Below are 22,321 nucleotides of genomic sequence, written 5' to 3' on the forward strand. Positions count from 1 at the left end.
ATTTTGAACTACGCAATAGATACATTATATAAAACTTTTTGTATAATATATTTTCTAAAAAAATTACGCCATGAATATTCATCACCTAATAATTTTATTTTATATTTTTTTATTACTAAACTAATACCGTATGACTGTATTTCTTGATTTATTTTATCTATATCTTTTTTTATAGATTGCTCACTAATGCACATTTCTTCAGCAAAATCAAAAATATCTATGTCATTAGTTTTTATTAGTCGACTTATTAATATTTGTATTCTATATTCTGGAGAATATTTTTCAAATATCTTTAATTCACATATTTCATGAATTTTATGTGATAATTTATTAAATTGTACTCTATTTAAATCTAGCTTAATACCATGCCTAGGTATTTTTTTAATATGAATTTTTAGTACAGATAATACACCATTTAATTTATTAATATCCTGTAATATTGTTTTTGTAGATACATTAAAATATTCTGCCAATTGTTCACTAGTTTGATAACTAGATTCTTTAATTAGATAATCTAACAATTGTATTTGTCTCTGATTCATTTCATCCTCCCCCCTCCCTATATAAAACGTTTTCATATATGTTTTTATTATACTATTATCACCTTTAATGTTAAAATAATATTATTTCCACATTAATAACGACAAAAAGAAGCAGATTATTCTACTTCTTCAAAATTATATGTATAAATATATTCTTCAAACTCTGTATTCGCTATAACTAAAATTTTAATATCTCGTGTGTTTTTAAAACCCATTTTTTCATAAAATGCACGTGCTGAATAATTTTTTCTAAGTACTTGTAAATAGATTGTTTGATGAGCTAATTGTAATATTTTAAAAGCTTGTATCATCAATTGGCGTCCTATACCTAAATGTTGATAATTAGGTAAAATATTCAATGCAATAATACGACCTTCTTGAGCATCTAGAATTATAACACCTACAATTTTATCCTCAATAATTGCAACATATGCTTGCACCTTATTTTGAACTAACATATTATCAAAACTAGCAATCCATTGTTTTTCAGATAAATTATCTAAAAAATCTTTTGGTAATATTGCTTGATAGGCACTTTTCCATGTTTTAGCAAAGACACTACTCATTACACGACTATCTTCGATTTCTGCTGCTCTAATTATCATCACTTATCTCCTAATGTTCATAACTACGTTCTTCAGATGTATTTTCTACCGACTTATCTTTCGTCGCTTTTTCAAATTTAACACCTGTTTGATTGTAATTAGCAATTATATATTCAGTATTTAATTCGCCTTCTTCACTCGTATTATCTTTATAATTAATAGTTAAATGACCTGATATTTTTATTGCTGTGATTTCGTTAGCTGTATTTATTGTTAGTAATAAAGTTAAATCTTTACCGTCAATATTTTTAACATTATCTTTTCCATTGTCTGTCGATATTTTTTTAACAGCTGTTGCTAATGCTGATTTTTTACCTATAAATTGATAATCACCAGAAGATGTTACTTCAAAAGGTAAATCACCCTCTTGATATTCTGCTAATGTCTTAAAAAAATTCATTGTCATTTCTACACGACGATCAGCTAATTGTACTAAAGGAATTGATTGAGAATAATCATCTGATACATCTTTACCATCGGTTAATGTAAAAAATTCATCATTTTTACGATCATAATAAACTGATAATTTTTCTTGTTTATTTTGTTCTATGACAATAAACTTATTATTTACTGCATCATAACTCATAATACCCGAATATGCCCAATCAGATAAGCCATCTTTATACGTTACCTTTAAACTTTTAGCATCATTAAAATTTGTAATCGCTAAATTAATGTCCGCTTGATGTTGTTCTTTAGAAACAACTTCTTTTTTATTAACAGCTGTTGTTTCCTCTGTGTTTATTACGGATGTTTCTTCTTTAGCTTTTTCTGCTTTACTACAAGCACTGACGACAACTGACATTAATAAGACACTGCTTAATAGTCTCATTTTTTTATTCATTGAATGTACCTTCCTGTTATTAATTGTGAATATTTTCATTATATCATAAAGTGCAATCCTATGCGTATTATTATTCAACGCCGATAAAAAAACAATTCATAAAGAATTGTTTTAATATAGTAACGACTATTAATTTTATGCTAATGATAATACTTTTTTTACTGATTCATCATTTGACATTGCTTCCATAAACTTAGCTAAATTTGGATATTCTTTCCAAGTTTTTGGTGTTTTTTCAGACCATAATGCCATAACATAAGCATACGCATCAGCTACACTACGTTTATCTTGATAAACATGACCACTATCTCCAATTAAATTGTTCAAATGTGTCATAGCTAAATCAATACGAGCATAAGAAGCTTCTCTTACAGAATTTTGATCTTCTATCTTTTTAGATTTTGTATAACGGAAAGGTACAAACATTGGCCAAAAGGCTGGGTGAAAATCTCCAGTTAAAAATGACATTGTTTCATTAAATTCAAAACGATTATCAATACCTTCTTTGCTACCTAAATCACTTTCAGGATAAAGTTCAGTAATATATTGTAAGATTGCATCAGCTTGTGTCATTGCACGAGATTTATTAATATCTAATGCTGGTACTAATCCTAAAGGATTAATTTTTTTATATTCTGGTGAGGCATAGTTTACTTTCTCTACTGTATAATCTGCGTTTGCCCATTCTAAAGCAATCCAACAAGCTAAAGCACAAGTTCCTGGTGCATAATAAAGTTTCATTTTATATTCTCCTTAAATTAATTGTGATAAGTATAACACACTCTATCTAGTATTACTTGAATTTTGATTTTGACAACAATTACCTTTCAACAAAAAATCATTAGGACTACACATAATAAAAAAGCTAAAAACCCTATTATATCAAGGGTTTTATAGCTTTATCGTGAGTTCATTTTAAATTCTAAAAATAAATCATTATATTTTTGTAAAATATCACGTGGTAGATTATCATACACTTCTGATTTTTTTAATGAAGATAAATCTGGATAGAAGCGTTCATCTTCACGAATTTCTTCTGGTAATAATGCTTTAGCTGCTAAACTTGGTGTTGAATAACCAATATATTCTGCATTTTGTGCATAATTTTCTGGTGACATAATAAAGTTAATAAATTTATAAGCAGCTTCTTGATTTTGAGATGTTTTAGGAATAACCATATTATCAAACCACAAATTTGTACCTTCTTTTGGAATTTTATATGTTAATTCTTCATTTTCAGAAATAATATCTGCTGCATCTCCCGACCAAACAATTGCCACAGGTGCTTCATTATTTTGCATCAACATCTTTTTCTCATCACCATTAATTGCTTTAATATTAGGTGCTAATGTTTCTAGTTTTCTTTCAGCTACTGATAAATTAACAGGATTATTATCATTAACTGAATAACCTAAAGATTGTAACGCAATTCCCATCATTTCACGAGCCCCATCAATTAATAATATTTGATTATTTAAACTTGGATCCCATAAATCATTCCATGAATCAAATGTTAACTCTTTATTAACTTTATCTGGATGATAAATAATACCTACTGTACCCCAGAAATAAGGTACTGAATATTCATTTCCTTTATCAAATGATTTATTCAGTAACTGTGGATCAATGTCTTTAAAATAAGTCAATTTAGTTTTATCTAAAGGAAGTAATAAGCCTTGATTCTTCATTTTATTAATCATATAGTCAGACGGCATAGCAATATCATAAGCAGTACCACCTTGTTCTATTTTTGCAAGCATTGCTTCATTCGAATCAAATGTTTCATAAATTACTCTAATACCTGTTTCTTTCTCAAATTTATCGATTAATGATGGATCAATATATTCTCCCCAATTAAAAATAATTAAATTTTGATTTTTACTTCCTTGTTGCCCTTTATCTAATTGATAAGATGTAAAAATTAATACAATTGAAATAACTAAGATTAGACTAGCTGCACTTATGATTTTTTTCATTATCTAACCTCCTGTTTTTGTTTATTAGTTTGAATAAAGTAATAGATGATTACAATAACAAAAATAATAACAAATAATAATGTTGATAAGGCATTAACTTGTAATGATACACCTTGACGTGCCATAGAGTAAATTTCTACTGATAATGTTTGGAAACCACCACCAGTCACAAAAAATGTAACAGCAAAATCATCTAATGAATAAGTTAAAGCCATGAAAAAACCAGCAAAGATACCTGGAGATAAAAATGGTATAACGACATGTGTTAATACTTGACGCCAAGACGCACCTAAATCTCTAGCAGCAGCAATCATAGACAATGGCATTTCTTGTAATTTAGGTAACACCATTAAAACGACAATAGGTACACTAAATGCAATGTGTGCAATAAGCACTGAACTAAATCCTAATTTTAAACCTACAACTGTAAATAATAATAAAAATGACGAACCAATAATAACATCTGGACTAACAATTAAAATATTATTAAGTACAAGTAAAGTATTTTTTTGTTTCATTTGCTTTACACCGAAAATAGCTAATGCGCCAAAAACACCTAAAATAGTAGCACCTAATGCTGATAATAATGCAATAATAATTGTATTAACAACGATCATAATTAATCTTTTATTACTAAAAAATTCTTTATAATTATCTAAAGTAAAACTATCAAAACTTACCATATTACCAGAAGAAGCAAACGAATAATAAGCTAAAAATAACAAAGGTGTATACAAGAAAAATAACATCAATGTTAAATATATTTTTGATATTGGTTTAGTCATCTTTTCTACCTCCATTAATTTTTTCTACACCCGTTGACCCTGTAAGAATCATTACAACAATCATAATAAGTGTTAAAAATACTGCAATTGTTGAACCCATTCCTTTATTTTGAGTAACTAAAAAATGCTCTTCGATTGCCGTTCCAAGATTAATCACTTTATTACCTGCAATTAAACGTGTAATCATAAATAAAGATAAGGCTGGAATAAATGTTGTTTGTATCGCCGTTTTAACACCTGCAAAAGTTAGTGGCCAAATCACTCGTGTAAACGTAACCCATTGATTGGCTCCTAAATCTTTGGCTGCTGAAATCAAAGTTTTATTTAATCCTTCTATTGAGTTGTAAATAGGTAATACCATAAACGGAATAAATATATAAACTGAAACAATAACAAAACTTGCACCATTAAATAGTAATTGATGTGTTCCTAATCCTAAAAAAGATAAAAATTTATTAACACTTCCATATTCTCCAAATAAGCCCATAAATGCGTATGTTTTTAATAATAAATTAATCCATGTCGGTAAAATAATTAATAATAACCACATTTGACGATGTTTTGTAAAACGAATGACATATGCTAATGGATATGAAATGATTAAACAAATAAATGTAATTAATAAAGCATACCAAAAACTATAAACAGTCATCCATAAATACGTCGGTGTAATAAAAGCTTTATAATTTTCTAATGTAAAATGACCGTGAATATCTCTAAATGAATAGAAAACAATTAAGCATAATGGAAAAACAACAAACAAAATTAACCAAGCTACATAAGGTACCATGAAAAAGGTTCTCGTTTTTTGATTAAACATGCGTGTTTTCCTCCTCATCCTCATAAGCTTCTAAACGTGCATCAAATTCTTCTTCAGTCTCACCGGGCACCATAATATGAATTGCTTCTGGAGAAAAATGTAATCCAACTAATTCGCCTTCTTTTGCTGAATGAATAGAATGAATAATCCACTCATTACCTAAATCATCGTATGCAATAATTTCATAATGAACACCTCTAAATAAAGCTGTATCTACTTGCACTGTAATTTTACCTTTTTCTACAGTTGTTAATTCTAAGTCTTCAGGACGAATCACTACTTCTACTTTTTGCATAGCAGGTAAACCAGCATCAACACATTCATATTGTTTACCATACATCTCAACTTTATAATCCTCAATCATACGTGCAGGTACAATATTAGATTCTCCAATAAAATCTGCTACAAAACGGTTAACTGGTTCATCATAAATATCAATCGGCGTTCCTGATTGCTGAATTTTTCCTTTATTCATTACAAAAATATAATCACTCATGGCTAAAGCTTCTTCTTGATCATGTGTAACATAAATAAATGTAATACCCAAATTTTGTTGTAATTCACGTAATTCATACTGCATCTCTTGTCTTAATTTTAAATCTAACGCTGATAATGATTCATCTAATAAAATGATTTCAGGTTCATTAACAATTGCACGTGCAATCGCAACACGTTGTTTTTGTCCACCACTCATTTCATAAATCTCACGTTTTTCAAATCCTGGTAAATTAACAAATTTTAGTGCCTTACTTACTTTTTTTTCAATTGTAGCTTTGTCTACACCTTTAATTTTCAATCCAAATGCTACATTATCGAACACATTTAAATGTGGAAATAAAGCATAATCTTGAAACACTGTGTTCACTTGGCGTTTGTTAGCTTCTACTTGATTAACGCGTTCTTCATTAATAAAAACATCTCCTGAAGTAGGTGTTAAAAATCCAGCTATTAAATTTAAAATCGTCGATTTACCACAACCTGATGGCCCTAGTAAAGTGTAAAATTTACCTTTTTCTATTTCTAAATTAATATCATCTAAAATAACTGTATCTCCGTATTTTTTTGTAACATTATTAAATCTAACACTATATTGACTCATGTATTTCTCCTTATAAATATGAATTTGTTGCCACAATTAATAATTGGCAAGATTGTTGACTAATATTTGTTAATTGATGCGCTTCTGTTGCTTCAAAATAAAAAGTTTGTCCCGTTTGAGCTTGAAATATTTTCTGACCGAATTTCAATTGTACTTGCCCATTTAAAATATAAATAAATGTTTCACTTAAATGTGGTTCAAACATCTTATAGCTTGCATTAGGTAGTAAAGTTACAATCACTGGTTCAATATCTTTTTCATTAGAATCAGGTACTAGCCATTTCAATTTATAACCTAGGTCATATTCATCATATTCTGTATAATCTGCTTCTGTATACACAATTTGTTGTGATTTTTTTTCATCAAAAAAATCACTTGGTTTACAACCTAAAACTTCTAAAATATGAAAAAATGTTTCTATTGATGGCGATGCAAGATCTCTTTCTAATTGAGAAATATAACCCTTACTTAAATCTGTTCTTTCTCCTAATTCTTCTTGAGTCAATCCTTTTTGTAAACGTAGTGCTTTTATTTTAGCACCTATATCATAGGTCATTAATAACTCCTTTCAATCGAGTTTACTAACTAAAACTTTTTGTTTATTAAGTTTAGTAAAATAAAACTTTTTGTTTGTTGACAATATATATTTTAACAAAAAATGACTAAATGTAAATGTTTTTTTTACTAAAATAAAATAGCTCATAAAATTGTTATCAACTTTATGAGCTATTCAACTTACCTATTTAATGTTATATCTTCTGATAATAATATATTATGTTGTTGATCATAGTAAGTAAGCGTGATATTTTGTTGCATTTTCTCTAAGATAGCGTAACTGTTTGGCATATTCAAATCTCTACTTTGCGCAATACTTCCTGGATTAATACATAACACACCATCTACGACTTCATACTTAGCTAAATGTGTGTGTCCATAAATCGCTATACTAGCATTTTGATCTTTTGCTGCTTGTGCTAATCTTTGTCTTGATGAACCTACATAAAAATAATGACCATGTGTTAACATAATAGTGATAGCTTCAATATCAATACATTCTGATAGAGGATAACGTTCATCACAATCACAATTACCTCTTACTTTAACAAAATGTTGTAATTCTTCATTATCATAATCAAATTCCGAATCTCCACAATGTAAAAATAAATCAGCTTCATTTTGATAACGTTGATAAATATTATGACAAACATTTTTTTGACGATGATTATCACTCACAATGACAATTTTCATACATTCATCTCCTTTAAATTAATACTAGATAATAATTGTTTCATTGCTTGTCCACGATGACTTAATTGTGCTTTTTCTTGACTCGTTAATTGTGCCATAGTTTTAGACAATTGTGGTAAATAAAATAATGGATCATAACCAAAACCTTCATCACCTATTAATTGTTCAGCGATTTCTCCCTCACAACGCCCTGTAAAAATTTGTACTTTACCATTTGGCATAGCAAGTGCTAACACACATTCAAAATAAGCATAACGTTGTGATTGATTCGTCATTAATTCTAATAATTTTTGATTATTACGTTCATCACTTTTAGGTTCTCCAGCGAATCTTGCTGAATAAACACCTGGTTGGCCATTTAATGCTGGTACTACTAAACCACTGTCATCTGCAATAACAGGTAAATTCAAAAATTTTGCTGTTTCTACTGCTTTTAATATTGCATTTTCTTCGAAAGTTTTACCTGTTTCTTCTACTTCGAAATTAATATTTAAATCAGCTAAACCTTTAACATCAAATCCTAATGGTACAAGTTGAACTTGAAAATCTTTAATTTTACCTTGATTATTTGAAGCAATAATAATTTGTGTCATATATCCTCCTATAATGTTACAACTTCAACATCTATATTAGTTAAATTCAACCATTCTTTTGCTATTTGTTTAAATTTTTCTGGTTCTGATGTTACAAAAAAACGATGTGGTTGTTTGGTTGAATTTAAATAATGTATATTTTTCAAAGTTAATACTGTACTCACTTCTCTAGCTGTCTCTCGGCTCGAAGAAATAACTTGTACATCTTTACCATAAAACTGCTGAATCTTTGAAGAAATTAATGGATAATGTGTACAACCTAAAATAACAGTATCTACTGATAATTTTTTTGTATCATTAAGTACTTCATTAACTAATTTTTCTGTGTCATTCTCATTTTGGTATTGTTTATTTTCAATAAATGGAACAAATGGTGAACAAGCAATACCATCAACATGTACTAAAGGATTAATCTTATGAATAGCTAAATTATAAGCTTGAGATTTTATAGTTCCTTCTGTACCTAATACAAGCACTTGATTATTTACGGTCGTTTGAATCGCCGTACGTGCACCTGGAGCAATCACACCAACTACTGGAATCGGCAACAATTCATTTAAAGTAACGATGGCAGCAGCTGTTGCTGTATTACACGCAATAACCAACATCTTTATATTTTTTGTCATTAAAAATTGTGCGATTTCAATTGTAAATTGTTTAACTTGTTCTAAATCTCGCGGGCCATACGGACATCTCAAACTATCACCAAAATAATAAATCGTTTCATTAGGTAATTGACGCATAAGTTCTGCTGTTACCGTTAAACCGCCAATACCACTATCCATCACACCGATTGCTTGGTTCATGTTTTTTCCTCCTGCTGTTGATAATAATTAACAATATTTTGTGCAATATTTTTAGGTAAGCCTAATACAAGTATTTCTTCATACGTAGCTTGACGAATTGCTTTTATTGTTCCAAAATGTTGCAATAATAATTGTTTACGTTGTTTTCCAATACCAGTAATATGATCTAAGGATGATTGCAAACTATTTTTTTGACGTGTTTGTCTATGAAATGTAATCGCAAAACGATGAACTTCATCTTGAATACGTTGTAATAAATAAAAAGTTTGAGAACGTTTATCAAGCGCAACATGCGTTAAATTATCACCAAATAATAATTCTGCTGTTTGATGTTTATCATTTTTTACTAATCCAGCCACAGGAATAAATAAATTCAATTCATTTTCTAATACATCTCGAATTGCTGAAATTTGACCTTTACCTCCATCAGCAATAATTAAATCAGGCAGTGGCTGTTGTTCATTTAATGCTCTTAAATATCGACGTCGAACAACTTCACGCATTGTTTCATAATCGTCTGCACCTTGTACTGTTTTTATTTTATACTTACGATAATCTTTTTTACTTGCTTTACCGTCTATAAAAACTACCATGGCAGATACTGCATCTACACCTTGAATATTAGAATTATCAAACGCTTCAATACGGACAGGTGTAGGAATATTCAATAAATCTCCCAGTTCTTTAACAGCATTAATTGTTCGTGCTTCATCTCTAGCAATCAATTCAAACTTCTCTTGTAATTTTCGTTGTGCATTATCATTTGCCATTTCTACTAATTGCTTATTTTTACCACGTTTTGCAACATAAACTTTAGTAGATAAAAACTGAGACAATAATTGACTATCACACATATCTGGAACATATATTTGTTTCGGTAATAAATGCTGTGCTTGATGATAAAATTGACCAATAAACGTATTAAATTCTTCAACAACATCTTGATAAAGTGGAAAAATAGAAACATCTCTTTCTAACATCTTACCTTGACGAATAAAAAATACTTGTACACAACCCCATCCTTTATCATAAGCATAACCAAAAATATCACAATCTACCTTTTGCTGTTGCGTAATTTTCTGTTGTTCACTTATAATCTCTACACTAGCAATCAAGTCTCTTAATTCAGCAGCACGTTCAAACTCTAGTTTTTCACTCGCAATATGCATCTTATGTGTCAATTCATTAACCGTTTCTTTTGTATGACCCTTTAGAAAATGTGAAATTTTATCAATTTGTTGTTGGTAATGTTCTATTGGTACTTCATGATTACATGGTCCTAAACATTGATGCATATGATAATACAAACATGCACGTTTAGGAATTGGATGACAACGACGTAAAGGGTACATACGTTCTAATAATTGTTTAGTACGATTAGCCGCTGAAACATTAGCATATGGCCCAAAATACATACCTTTTTTACGCTTAACTTGTCTTGTAATTAACAAACGTGGGTGTCTTTCTTGTGTAATCATTAAATAAGGATAAGTTTTATCATCTTTCAAACGAATATTATATTTAGGATTATGTTGTTTAATTAAATTATCTTCTAAAATTAATGATTCTAATTCTGAAGCAACTACAATATATTCAAAATCAACAATTTCACTTACCAATCTTTGTGTTTTAATATTATGACTTCCTGTAAAATAAGACTTTACACGATTCTTTAAAATTTTCGCTTTACCTACATAAATTACTTGTTGTTGTCTATCTTTCATTAAATAACAACCTGGTTGATCTGGTAATAAAGCTAATTTATGTTTAATCAAATCATTCATGCTAACACCCGCTTCTACGTATTAATATCTTTATTATAACATAAATTAATCACGACATAATACGATGACGTCTGTTAATTAACAGTAAGCAAATAAATATCATACTAGATATGATTGACACAATTAAACCTATATAAAATCCTGGCGTCGTGTATGTTAAGACAATTTGATGTTGTCCTACCGGCAGTGTCAAACTAATAAAACCACCTTGTACTATTTTAATTTGATATAGTTGATTATCTACCTTAGCAGACCATCCTTCATTAGCTGGTATAGCAAAGTAAACAACACTATCTTCCTCTAAGTTGATAGTTGCAAGATATTGATTAGGTAATAATTTTTCATCGAGATGTTTAATCATTCTTTGTTGTATCATTGATTGCATATGACTTAAAGGTACATTAACGAGTGCAAAATCATTTTCTTGATAAAAATTAGTTGCAATATGATATTGCCCAGGTAACAATTGAATATCAATAATATCACCTTTTTGATAACTCATTGGTGTCATTGTTTCATGAACATCATAATAATTAAAATCAATATCTTCATAAAATTGACCATTTTTAAATATTTTTACATTATCATTATGAGGTATGTATAATGTGCCTTCTTCGGTCATTGCTAACTGCATAACAGTAATATTATTTACTAGAAAATTTTCATTATCTTCTAAAACAATTGTAGAATAATCTTGAAGATATTTTAATGTTTTATCATAATTATTTATTGTTGCTATATTACCATGTGCAATAGATAATTGATCATCCGTAATTAAATATTGATTTAATACTTGTGGTTTAACGAGATAAGGTAATTGATTAAATTCATCAATCGTTAAATATTGTTTAAATTTTTGTGCAATACCTATATATAAATCATTATTATAGTAAACATATTTTTCTTGTTGTGCTTGTTTAATAAAACCCGCTGGTAAATGTTGATACGCTAAATTATTAGTTGTTGAAATAATACCTTTTGTTGCAATTAATGAATGAATTAACGAATCATTGTTAAACCCTCTCAACCAATATGTATTTGTTTCATTTACAAAACCTTGACTATAATCATAAAAATCATTCGTTTGACTATTATAAACTGAATGAAAGACTCTAGGCATATTAAGACCGAAAGCTAATCCACCATTAATTTTAACTGTACTTTGTGCCAAAGCCCAATGATCCATTAATAGACGTGTATTTGCTTTATCTATAATTTTAGTATTGTGCCAATAATCAATTGTTTTTTGCGTGCTATTTAAATGTGTAATTACTTCCGCATCATAATATCCCTTTTTTTCATATCCTGAATTAAAATTAACAAAAAATATAAATGCACTAATAGATTGAATCATTAATATCAGAATTAAAAAAGTAAGTTGAATTTTTTTCACAAACATCATATAAATAATCGCCAAACAGACTAAAAATAATATAATAAAAGTTGGTAAAATACCGTACAATAAACGACCAATATAATAACTAATGTCTCTATAAGCTTGTAACTTTACAGTAAATAAAACTACACCGATAGCCAATAAACTATAACTAATAACTACTTTCAATAACAATTTTAAATGTTGTACTTCAAGTTGCTCCCATAAATAACAAGCTAGAGCAATCATTAAGGCACAAATAATAAATCCCCAACGAAATGTAACATTGCTAAAACCGGTAGCCATACTATTTAAAACAGGCACAATATAAATTATCATACTTATCGTAAAATAGCTTATTATCAATAAGTATTGACGTTTAGTTAATAACTTAAACATCAATGGTAAAATAATCATTGCAATTGTCGCAACAAATAATGTCAATGATTGAAAATTAAAACTCCCTATCATTTTTTCAGAGACTAACTCATCTCTATAAATACTTGTCGGAGGAAATAATGATTCATTAATTATAGCTAATACTGTCGTTGATAAATAATCAATATTCATTTTTTGGAATGCATAATGAAATGTCCCTACACGTGGATTATGTAATAAATTTAACACCGTAGGTAGAAAATTAATCATACCTATTGCAATAGCTAAACTTAAAGATAATAAATAAACTATTAATTGTTTGAAGAAATGTTGCCAAACTATGAACTGATGATACATTAAATAACGAAACAAAATATATAAAGACACAAAAATCAATAAATTATATAAAAAATTAATATTGATCATTGTTTGTAATGCAAATATAGCTATAATCCCTAAATATTTTTGATGTTTAATAAATTTTTCACTTGCTATTAAAAATAATGGAAACAAGCAAAAAGTATCATTAAAGTGATTAAAAAAGTAATTTAAAATTAAAGCGCCACTAAAAGCATACATTATAGCTCCTAATAATACTACGGATGGCTTTGTCACTTTAATATGCTTTAAATATTTCATCATCAATATTGCTGCCACAATCATTTTTACCATATTTAATATTAACATTGCTTGTGGTAAATATATTTTAGGTGATAACATAGCTAGCCAAAAAAATGGACTATATGTAAAATAAAACGAATTTGCTGCCAAATAATCATTTCCTAATAAATTATTCCATGTCCAAAAAGTGAATTGTCCACTATGAACCTTTTCCCAACCATCTCTATAAAAGACTAATTGTTGTTTATAAAAATCTTCTAATGTCATTAATATACCTTTATTAAAAAATATAAAGTAACTATGTGCACATAGTACAACTAAAATTACAATCATTATCAGATGATAATTTTTAAATTTCAAGTACAACACCTTCTTTTCAAATTATATTTACTCATCATAAAACAAAAATTTATGATTAACAATATTAAGCTACAAATTTAAAAAAACTATGTAAATAAACATAGTTTTCAGTATAAAATTATAATAAATTATCTAAACTTCCATTTTCAGCTTGCTGTTCTATAAATTTTTTAAAAGATTCTGCAACAGGAGATAATTTATGTGTTTTTGACGTTGTCATGTAAATAAAGTTATCTGATTGATCAAAATCTAATTCTATGACTTTTACGTTTGAATATCTCAGTGCTCGAATCTTCGGAACAATTGCAATACCATAATTTTGTTCAACTAATCCAGCAATAGTTAAAGTATTTACTAAACTCGTTTGTTTGACAGGTGTAATTTTATACGTATCAAAAAAACGTTTAGTTGTTAAATACAATGAGCATTGTGGCGCAAAACATAATAAAGAATATTTTTTTATCTTATCTAAAGTGATTTTATTATATTTTGCTAATTCATGATTTGGAGAAACAATAAGCACAAAACGATATCTCGCTACTGGAAAATAATGACATTGTTCGTACTCATTATCTTTAAAATTGAAAACAAATTCATACTGACCTTTAATTAATTTATGCATTAAATCTTCTTCACTATTTTGTATAAAATTAAAATTAACCATTTTTTCTGTATCATTATTCGTTTGGATATTATACATGCCTATAATTTGCGAAATAAAATGTAATCCTAATGCATTAACATAACTTAAATCAATACTTCCCGTATGAGGATTAACTAATTCCATCAATTTCTGCTTACCTTTTTCTAATTCTGATAATGCATCTTCAACATAAGTTAAAAAAAATAAACCATATTTTGTTAATCTTACATTTCTTCCATCTTTTTCAAATAATGAAACACCCAAATTTTTTTCTAACTCTGAAATTGCGTGGCTTAAGCTAGGTTGCGTTATATTTAACTTTTTTGCAGTTTTGGTATAATGCTCTGTCTTAGCTAGCTCTCTAAAATATTGCAATTGACGTGTATTCATTTGTTCACCACCGTTATTAATTTCTTATATTTTAATTATACCATAATATTTTAGTAATTTAAAATAGATTTAATAAAATATAGAGAGTTATCTTTTAATTATTAAAAATAGTAAAAGATTGTTATATTAGCTTTTATTTTTAAGAAAACGTTTAAATAGATATGAAAGACTTTAGTTTTTTTATATAAAAATTTTCTATTATTTTTCCCTTTTTACTGTATATTTAAATCATAAAAAAATAATACCCATCAATATTACATATAGTATATTAACCATAATAAAAAATATCAACTGAATACATAAATATACTCAGTTGATATTTTTAAAATTATTTTAAAGCATTTTCTAGTGATTGATATTGATCAAACATCCACTGGGCATAAGTTTTACCCGCTGGTAAAGTTTCTGATACTTCTATTACTGGAATATGGTTATCTTTTGCCACTTTCACTAAATTATCAATTGTGTCATTAGTTTCTTGTGGATTGTAGACAAATAATTTAACTTTTTTATTTTTTAAATCAGCATTCACTTCTTCAATAGCTTTAGGAGAAGGATCTGTACCTTCTTCAGCAGCTTTAGAAAATTCTTTATTATTAACAGTCAATCCTACATATTCTAAAGCATAGTCATATACTGGTTCTGAAACATCAACTTTGCCAGATTGTGCTAAAGCTTTAACTTGATCAGCTTTATCTACTACTTTTTGTAGCTCTTGAATATATGCTTCTCCATTTTTACGAAACTCATCAGCATATTGTGGTGATAATATACTAAATTGTTTAATTAAATCTTCTGTTACTTTAATCATTGTATCAGGTTGATACCAAATATGCTCGTTATCTCCCTCAACTTTATTCATAATATTAGTTGCTACATTCACGGCCACACGCTGATTTTGATGACTAGCAGCTAATAATTTTTCAGTCCATGCATCATAACCTAATCCATTATAAATAACAAAATTAGCTTGTTCTATTTTTTTTGCATCATCCACAGTTGGTTCAAATTCATGTGGTTCTGCTGCTTGACTAGAAATCAAACTATCTACTGTTCCATGTTTACCTAATACTTTACTTGCAGCTTCACCATAAAAATCTAATGTTGCAACAACTTTAATTTGTTCTAATTTATGCATTGTTGAAGTAACTTCTGATGTATTACTTGATTCAGATTGTTGTGAAGGTTGACAGGCAACTAAAGAGCCCGTAACTAATAAACTCATTAATCCTAAAGCTATTTTTTTAGTATTTTTCATATTTTACTCCTCTTAAAACGTAATTATTACGCTTTAAATTTTAAAACTTTTCTTACTAGATGTCAAGATAAAATTTAATTATTGACTTATCCATGTCCCATCTATAATATTTTCAGAAATATTTACATAACGCATCACGTGTTGATAATAATAAATATCACCATAACATGCACCATACATTTGACGTTTTTCTTGTGAACAACTACTATCTTGCTCATTAGCAAAATTAATAATTATACGATCATTAAACTGACCAACTTGTGCCACGTAATCTACAAATCCTTTACCAAAATTATAACTTTGCATAGCTAAATGAATTTTTTGTTCATTAGTTAAAATATTTTGATTAGGAAATAATTCAGTGATACGTTGCTTAATTGTTGCATAATAATAAACACCTTGTGCAATAGATTCTTCAGGTTGTGTAAAATAATTAGGAGGATACCCTGCTGATTCTGAAGATTGCATAACGTCTGCAACTTGACCATTAGACTCTTGTCTAACAATCGCTAATAAAATATTAATATCTGAGGTCATGTGATTAATTTCAGCATAGTATTTTACTAAAGGTTCATAAGCTAATACTTGTGGTGTTAATAATTCATTATTGACATCTGAAAGAACTGCATCTTGTTCGGGTTGACGATGTGCCAGCAAGTACAACATAATTAAAATAATAGTGAAAATACTAGCAATCATTAATACTTGCTGATAAGTTGTGCGATGACGCCTATTTCTTTTTTTAATCATGTTACCTCCTAAAATGAAAACTGCTCACTATCTTTAAAGATAGGAGCAGCTTAAATAAATCATATTATAAGCGTGATTCTAATTCTTGTGTTAAATCTTCATATCCTGGTTTACCTAATAACGCAAACATATTACGTTTATAGGCTTCTACACCAGGTTGATCAAATGGATTTAATCCTAGTAAATAACCTGAAATTGCTACAGCTTTTTCAAAGAAATATACTAAATAACCAAATGTATAGGCGTCTAATTGTGGTATTTCTACAACTAAATTTGGTACTTGACCATCTGTATGAGCTAATAAGGTACCTTGGAATGCTTTAGTATTAACTTCATCCATTGTCTTGCCAGCTAAGAAATTCAACCCATCTAAGTTACTTTCTTCTTCTTCAATTATTAATTCATGACGAGCTTTAGTAACTTTAATAACTGTTTCAAATAAGTCACGTCGTCCTTCTTGTACATATTGACCTAATGAATGTAAATCTGTTGAGAAACATGCACTTGATGGATATAAAGCTTTAAAATCCTTACCTTCAGACTCACCAAATAATTGTTTCCACCATTCATTAAAATATTGTAAAGCTGGTTCATAATTAATCAACATTTCAATCATTTTACCTTTACTATACAAAATATGACGGATAGCTGCATATTGATAAGCAATATTTGTTGATAAATCATCTCCTGAAAAATCTTGCTGTGCTTGTGCAGCACCAGACATCATTGCTTCAATATCAATATTAGCAACTGCAATCGGTAATAAACCAACAGCTGTTAATACAGAAAAACGACCACCAACATCATCAGGCACGACAAATGTTTCATAACCTTCTTCATTTGCCAACTGCTTTAATGCACCTTTTTCTTTATCAGTTGTTGCATAAATACGCTGTTGTGCACCCTCTTTTCCGTATTTTTCTTCTAATAATTTTTTGAAGATACGAAACGCAACAGCAGGTTCAGTTGTTGTTCCTGATTTAGAAATTACATTAATAGACCAATCTTTATTTGATGCTGCTAAATAATCAATTAAATCTTTAGTATATGTTGATGAAATATGATGACCTACAAAAATAATTTGAGGACCTTGTCTTTTATCATCCGCTTGCAAATTATAAAAACTATTTGAAGCCCACTCAATAGCTGCACGTGCACCTAAATAAGAACCACCGATACCAATAACTAATAAAATTTGAGAATCTGATTGGATTTTTTTAGCTGCTTGCTGAATACGCAGAAATTCTTCTTTATCATAATTTGTTGGTAAATTTACCCACCCTAAAAAATCAGAACCTGCACCACTGCCTTCATGTAATGTACGATGTGCAGCTGATACTAATGGTTTTAATTGTGTCAACTCATGTTGTCCAAAAAAATTCAGTGCTTTTGAATAATCAAATTGAATGTGTGTCATCATTTACCTCCATGTAATGTATTATTTATTATCTCTCTCTACGTCAATTATGCTACATGAAATAATGAAAAATGTCAATATATACTCATCATTATAACGTCTCTTTCTTCAACTGTTTCTTAGGTTTCGGCAAAATTTTTGATAACACAATTTTAGATTGTTGATCATGTGTTGTTGGATCATTTTCATCAAATTTTTCTAAAAATTTAATCACCTCTTTAGTAACAATCGTTGGTGTTGAAGCACCTGATGTCACAGCTACTGTTTCAATACCTTTCAACCAATTTAAATCAATATCTTCAATGCTGCCTATTCTGTATGCTGTTGTTTTCGCAATATCAATAGATACTTGTGCTAAGCGATTAGAATTATTTGAACGTGGATCTCCTACAACAATTAACAAATCAGCTGCTTGTGCTTGCTCTGCTACCGCTTCTTGTCTCACTTGAGTCGCTAAACAAATTTCTTTATGAAACTCTATATTAGGAAATAAATCAATTAAACTTTGAGCTAAATCTTGTACATCCCATTGAGACATCGTCGTTTGATTTGTAACAATTAATTTTTCTTGTTGAGATAAGTTCAAATGGTTTAAATCATCTAATGTTTGTACTAAATGTACATGGTTTGGTGCCACGCCGATAGCACCTTCTGGTTCTGGATGACCTTTTTTCCCAATATAGATAATATCATATCCTTCAGCAACTTTATGACGTATTAAATCATGTGTACGTAAAACATCTGGACATGATGCATCCAGACATGTTAAACCTTTTTCTATAGCACGTTTTTTCACTTCTGGACTAATACCATGTGCTGTGAAAATAACCGTACCTTTATCAATTTTTTCTAAGATTTCTAAACGATTAGGACCATCAACGGTAAATATTTGCTCTTCTTCAAATGCTTTAGTTACATGTTCATTATGAACTAACATTCCTAAAATATAAATAGGACGTGGAAGATTTTTATCCATACCAGCATTTCTTGCGATAACCATCGCATCAGCCACTCCGTAACAATAGCCTCGTGGACTAATTTTTATTACTTTCATCATCATTAATCTCCTCTGCACTTTACTTTTTATAGTATAACTTATTTTATACTATAAATAAAATAAGTCTTTAGAGCGATATTATTTATAATATAAAATAAGTCTTTAACAATAATAGGATTAATGATAATTATGAATTTACTTTTATCATTAATCCTATTTACTGTTAGTATGTCTTTATCAAATCACGAATTAATCTTAATTTCATAAACATTACATTGATCACATAAGCCATATAATTCAATTTTATGCGCTGTAATCTGATAATTAGGTAATTGCTTGGCAAATATATTTATTGGGCAATCATCTAGTACTGTTGTTTTACCACAACGATAACAAATAAAATGATGATGATGGTCATTATGTCCTGTACAACCAATTTTATAATGACGTTCACCATTTAATTCGGTACGTTCTATAATACCTACTGATTCAAATGTACTCAGATTACGATAAATCGTATCGAAACTAATTTGGGGATAAAGTGGTAATAAGTGCTGTTGTAATATTTTAGCAGAAATATAACGATTTTGTTTTACAAAAACTTCAATCATATCACGCCTCTTCTTTGTATCTTTATAACCAGCCTCACGCATCACTTCTAAAGCTTCTTCTAAATTCATATAGGCCCTCCTTAACTATTACTGCATAATTTTTGTTAATAATTGTGCATCGAATTGACCCGATTTAATCATGTCAATTTCATATTTATAAGGTGCGCGTTTATTATTTTTATCTTCTCCAACATATGGTGTTTCTAATATTTTAGGAATATTTTTAAATTTTTCATGCGTAATAATACGATGTAATGATTCAAATCCAATATGTCCATAACCAATATTTTCATGTCTATCTTTATGAGCACCTGTTGGATTTTTACTATCATTAATATGTAATACTTTAATACGATCTAATCCTACAATTTTATCAAATTGTGTTAGCACACCGTCTAAATCATTAACAATATCATAACCTGCATCACTAACATGACACGTATCAAATGTAACAGATAAGCGTTCATTATTTGTTACGCCTTCAATAATTTTGGCTAATTCTTCAAAAGAACGACCACATTCTGTTCCTTTACCTGCCATTGTTTCTAAAGCAATTTGAACATCATTATCATTACTTAATACTTCATTTAAACCTTCAATAATTTTTTTAATACCTGCATCAGCACCTGCACCAACATGCGCACCTGGATGTAAAACAATTTGTTTTGCACCAATAGCTTCTGTACGTTCAATTTCTTTTTGTAAAAATTCAACACCTAGCTTAAATGTTGCTGGTTTTTCAGTATTAGCAATATTAATAATATATGGTGCATGCACAACGATATCATTTACATCAATCCCTTTAGCGGTCATTAATGCTAGACCAGCATCAATATTTAATTCCTCAATAGGTTTACGACGTGTATTTTGTGGTGCACCAGTGTAAATCATAAATGTATTTGCACCATAGCTTAATGCCTCTTCAACAGCACCTACTAACATTTTTTTACCAGCCATGGCAACATGAGAACCAATTTTTAATGTCATTTTATTTATCTCCTATTGTCGTTTTTCATTACGTCCACGTGATTTCGCAAATTTTCGACGTTCTTTTTGTTTTAATTTATCTAATTTATACTTATACTTTTTCTTATATCCCGGTTTAACTTTTTTAGCTGATTTAACTTTTCGTTTTAAACGTTCATGAATCTCACCATCCGGTGTTTTTTTAACACGTTTCATACGCTCATGACGATCTTTTACTAATACTAATTCTCCATTTTTAGGTTCTGCATAAAAATACGTTACCTTTTTTTGTTCAATTTGTGTTAATAAATATTCATCGCTTGTTGAATATAGTGTAATCGATTCACCTTTTAAATTCCCACGTCCTGTTCTACCGATACGATGAATAAAGAAATCTACATCTTTTGGAATTTCATAATTAATAACATGCGATACACCATCTATATCAATACCACGACTTGCTAAATCACTTGCAATCACATATTGAAATTCTAAATTACGAATACGTTTCATCATTTGTGTACGTTCACGTGGTGTTAAACCACCATGTATAACACCTACTTTATAGCCCGCTTCAGATACAATATTAACAACATGATCAACTGTTTCACGTTTATTCGCAAAAATAATCGCTAAATATGGATTAAGTGTCGACATCACTTGCAATAATTTTTCATCTCGACTAGCACCCTTTATAGCCACCAAATAATTAGTTATATTTTTCGTTGTATCTTGCATCGGATTAACTTGAATAAATTCTGGATTTTCTAAATATTTATTTAAGAATGGTTTCAAGCCTACTGGAATTGTCGCTGAAAAAACAAGTAATTGCGCTTTTTCACTTTGTTTAGATAAAATTTTATCTACATCTTCTAAAAAACCTAAATCTAGCATTAAATCTGCTTCATCTACTACAATTGAATTTACTTCATGCAAGTCCAAAATAATATCTGTAGCTAAATCATTAATGCGTGTTGGCGTACCTATAATAATTTGTGGTTGTACTTTAGATTTTTCAATATCTTTGTGTTTATCTGTACCACCAATATATAATGCTGCTTTAATATTTTTTTCAAATAATAAAATATGTTGCGTAGCATCAAATAATTGTTTAGCTAGTTCACGTGTCGGTGCTAAAATAACAACCTGCACTTGTGGTTTAGTTGAGTCAATTCTATTAATTAATGGTAATAAAAATGCATGTGATTTTCCCGTACCAGTTTGTGATTGTCCAATTAATGATTTACCTTTTAATACTTGTGGCATAACACGTTGTTGAATCATTGTTGGTTGTGAAAAATGTAAATCTACTATTGCTTCATTGATGAATTCTTTAAATTTATATTGTTCGAAAGATTTTGGTAACATAATCAACCTCCTATTTTAGAAATTATATTTATCCATAACATCTCATTATATTATTATACATGAAAATACTTGAAAACTCTACTTT

22 protein-coding genes are annotated in these 22,321 nt (G+C 28.8%); all 22 read right to left on the minus strand.

Going from position 1 to position 22,321, the window contains the following annotated elements:
* Positions 1-8: 8 nt before the first annotated feature.
* The gene (locus tag AC5EAH_RS04505; RefSeq protein ID WP_493493570.1) at positions 9-542 is read right to left on the minus strand and encodes a helix-turn-helix domain-containing protein; all 534 of its coding nucleotides are present in this window, start codon (positions 540-542) and stop codon (positions 9-11) included.
* Between the two features lie 116 nt (positions 543-658).
* Positions 659-1,147, minus strand: a complete 489-nt coding sequence (locus AC5EAH_RS04510) for a GNAT family N-acetyltransferase (RefSeq protein ID WP_493493571.1) — start codon at positions 1,145-1,147, stop codon at positions 659-661.
* A 10-nt stretch (positions 1,148-1,157) separates the two neighbouring features.
* Positions 1,158-1,991: a hypothetical protein gene (locus tag AC5EAH_RS04515; protein ID WP_493493572.1), complete on the minus strand. Its 834-nt coding sequence runs from the start codon at positions 1,989-1,991 to the stop codon at positions 1,158-1,160.
* A gap of 135 nt (positions 1,992-2,126) precedes the next feature.
* Positions 2,127-2,732, minus strand: coding sequence for a glutathione S-transferase family protein (locus AC5EAH_RS04520; protein ID WP_493493573.1), 606 nt, complete (start codon positions 2,730-2,732; stop codon positions 2,127-2,129).
* A gap of 158 nt (positions 2,733-2,890) precedes the next feature.
* Positions 2,891-3,967: an ABC transporter substrate-binding protein gene (locus AC5EAH_RS04525; protein WP_493493574.1), complete on the minus strand. Its 1,077-nt coding sequence runs from the start codon at positions 3,965-3,967 to the stop codon at positions 2,891-2,893.
* Positions 3,967-4,752, minus strand: coding sequence for an ABC transporter permease (locus tag AC5EAH_RS04530; protein WP_493493575.1), 786 nt, complete (start codon positions 4,750-4,752; stop codon positions 3,967-3,969). The genes AC5EAH_RS04525 and AC5EAH_RS04530 overlap by 1 nt, the downstream gene beginning before the upstream one ends.
* Positions 4,745-5,572, minus strand: a complete 828-nt coding sequence (locus AC5EAH_RS04535; protein WP_493493576.1) for an ABC transporter permease — start codon at positions 5,570-5,572, stop codon at positions 4,745-4,747. Before AC5EAH_RS04535 ends, AC5EAH_RS04530 begins: the two co-directional genes overlap by 8 nt.
* Positions 5,565-6,671: an ABC transporter ATP-binding protein gene (locus AC5EAH_RS04540; RefSeq protein WP_493493577.1), complete on the minus strand. Its 1,107-nt coding sequence runs from the start codon at positions 6,669-6,671 to the stop codon at positions 5,565-5,567. The genes AC5EAH_RS04535 and AC5EAH_RS04540 overlap by 8 nt, the downstream gene beginning before the upstream one ends.
* Positions 6,672-6,681: 10 nt before the next feature.
* A complete protein-coding gene (locus AC5EAH_RS04545) occupies positions 6,682-7,227 on the minus strand; it encodes a helix-turn-helix domain-containing protein (RefSeq protein ID WP_493493578.1) in 546 nt (181 codons plus the stop codon).
* Positions 7,228-7,406: 179 nt separating this feature from the next.
* Positions 7,407-7,919 carry a YfcE family phosphodiesterase gene (locus AC5EAH_RS04550; RefSeq protein ID WP_493493579.1) on the minus strand — a complete coding sequence of 171 codons (513 nt, stop codon included), beginning with the start codon at positions 7,917-7,919 and terminating at the stop codon, positions 7,407-7,409.
* The gene (locus AC5EAH_RS04555; protein WP_493493580.1) at positions 7,916-8,512 is read right to left on the minus strand and encodes an XTP/dITP diphosphatase; all 597 of its coding nucleotides are present in this window, start codon (positions 8,510-8,512) and stop codon (positions 7,916-7,918) included. The genes AC5EAH_RS04550 and AC5EAH_RS04555 overlap by 4 nt, the downstream gene beginning before the upstream one ends.
* 8 nt (positions 8,513-8,520) lie before the next feature.
* Positions 8,521-9,318, minus strand: coding sequence for a glutamate racemase (gene racE, locus AC5EAH_RS04560; protein WP_493493581.1), 798 nt, complete (start codon positions 9,316-9,318; stop codon positions 8,521-8,523).
* Positions 9,315-11,102 carry an excinuclease ABC subunit UvrC gene (gene uvrC / locus AC5EAH_RS04565; RefSeq protein WP_493493582.1) on the minus strand — a complete coding sequence of 596 codons (1,788 nt, stop codon included), beginning with the start codon at positions 11,100-11,102 and terminating at the stop codon, positions 9,315-9,317. The genes racE and uvrC overlap by 4 nt, the downstream gene beginning before the upstream one ends.
* Positions 11,103-11,151: 49 nt before the next feature.
* Positions 11,152-13,836: a YfhO family protein gene (locus tag AC5EAH_RS04570; protein WP_493493583.1), complete on the minus strand. Its 2,685-nt coding sequence runs from the start codon at positions 13,834-13,836 to the stop codon at positions 11,152-11,154.
* A gap of 118 nt (positions 13,837-13,954) precedes the next feature.
* Entirely contained in the window at positions 13,955-14,869 is a 915-nt protein-coding gene (locus AC5EAH_RS04575) for a LysR family transcriptional regulator (RefSeq protein ID WP_493493584.1), read from the minus strand.
* A gap of 328 nt (positions 14,870-15,197) precedes the next feature.
* Positions 15,198-16,127 (minus strand): metal ABC transporter solute-binding protein, Zn/Mn family, encoded by a 930-nt coding sequence (locus tag AC5EAH_RS04580; protein ID WP_493493585.1) that lies wholly within the window; start codon positions 16,125-16,127, stop codon positions 15,198-15,200.
* Between the two features lie 78 nt (positions 16,128-16,205).
* Entirely contained in the window at positions 16,206-16,877 is a 672-nt protein-coding gene (locus AC5EAH_RS04585; RefSeq protein WP_493493586.1) for a lysozyme family protein, read from the minus strand.
* Positions 16,878-16,941: 64 nt separating this feature from the next.
* Positions 16,942-18,294 (minus strand): glucose-6-phosphate isomerase, encoded by a 1,353-nt coding sequence (locus AC5EAH_RS04590; protein ID WP_493493587.1) that lies wholly within the window; start codon positions 18,292-18,294, stop codon positions 16,942-16,944.
* 91 nt (positions 18,295-18,385) lie between these two features.
* The gene (locus AC5EAH_RS04595; RefSeq protein ID WP_493493595.1) at positions 18,386-19,348 is read right to left on the minus strand and encodes a 4-hydroxy-3-methylbut-2-enyl diphosphate reductase; all 963 of its coding nucleotides are present in this window, start codon (positions 19,346-19,348) and stop codon (positions 18,386-18,388) included.
* A gap of 185 nt (positions 19,349-19,533) precedes the next feature.
* Complete coding sequence (locus AC5EAH_RS04600; protein WP_493493588.1) at positions 19,534-19,971, minus strand: Fur family transcriptional regulator; 438 nt, start codon at positions 19,969-19,971, stop codon at positions 19,534-19,536.
* A gap of 18 nt (positions 19,972-19,989) precedes the next feature.
* Positions 19,990-20,889 (minus strand): deoxyribonuclease IV, encoded by a 900-nt coding sequence (locus AC5EAH_RS04605; RefSeq protein ID WP_493493589.1) that lies wholly within the window; start codon positions 20,887-20,889, stop codon positions 19,990-19,992.
* Positions 20,890-20,901: 12 nt separating this feature from the next.
* Positions 20,902-22,236, minus strand: a complete 1,335-nt coding sequence (locus AC5EAH_RS04610; protein ID WP_493493590.1) for a DEAD/DEAH box helicase — start codon at positions 22,234-22,236, stop codon at positions 20,902-20,904.
* Positions 22,237-22,321 lie beyond the last annotated feature (85 nt).

It is taken from the genome of Staphylococcus sp. B1(2026), assembly GCF_058895785.1.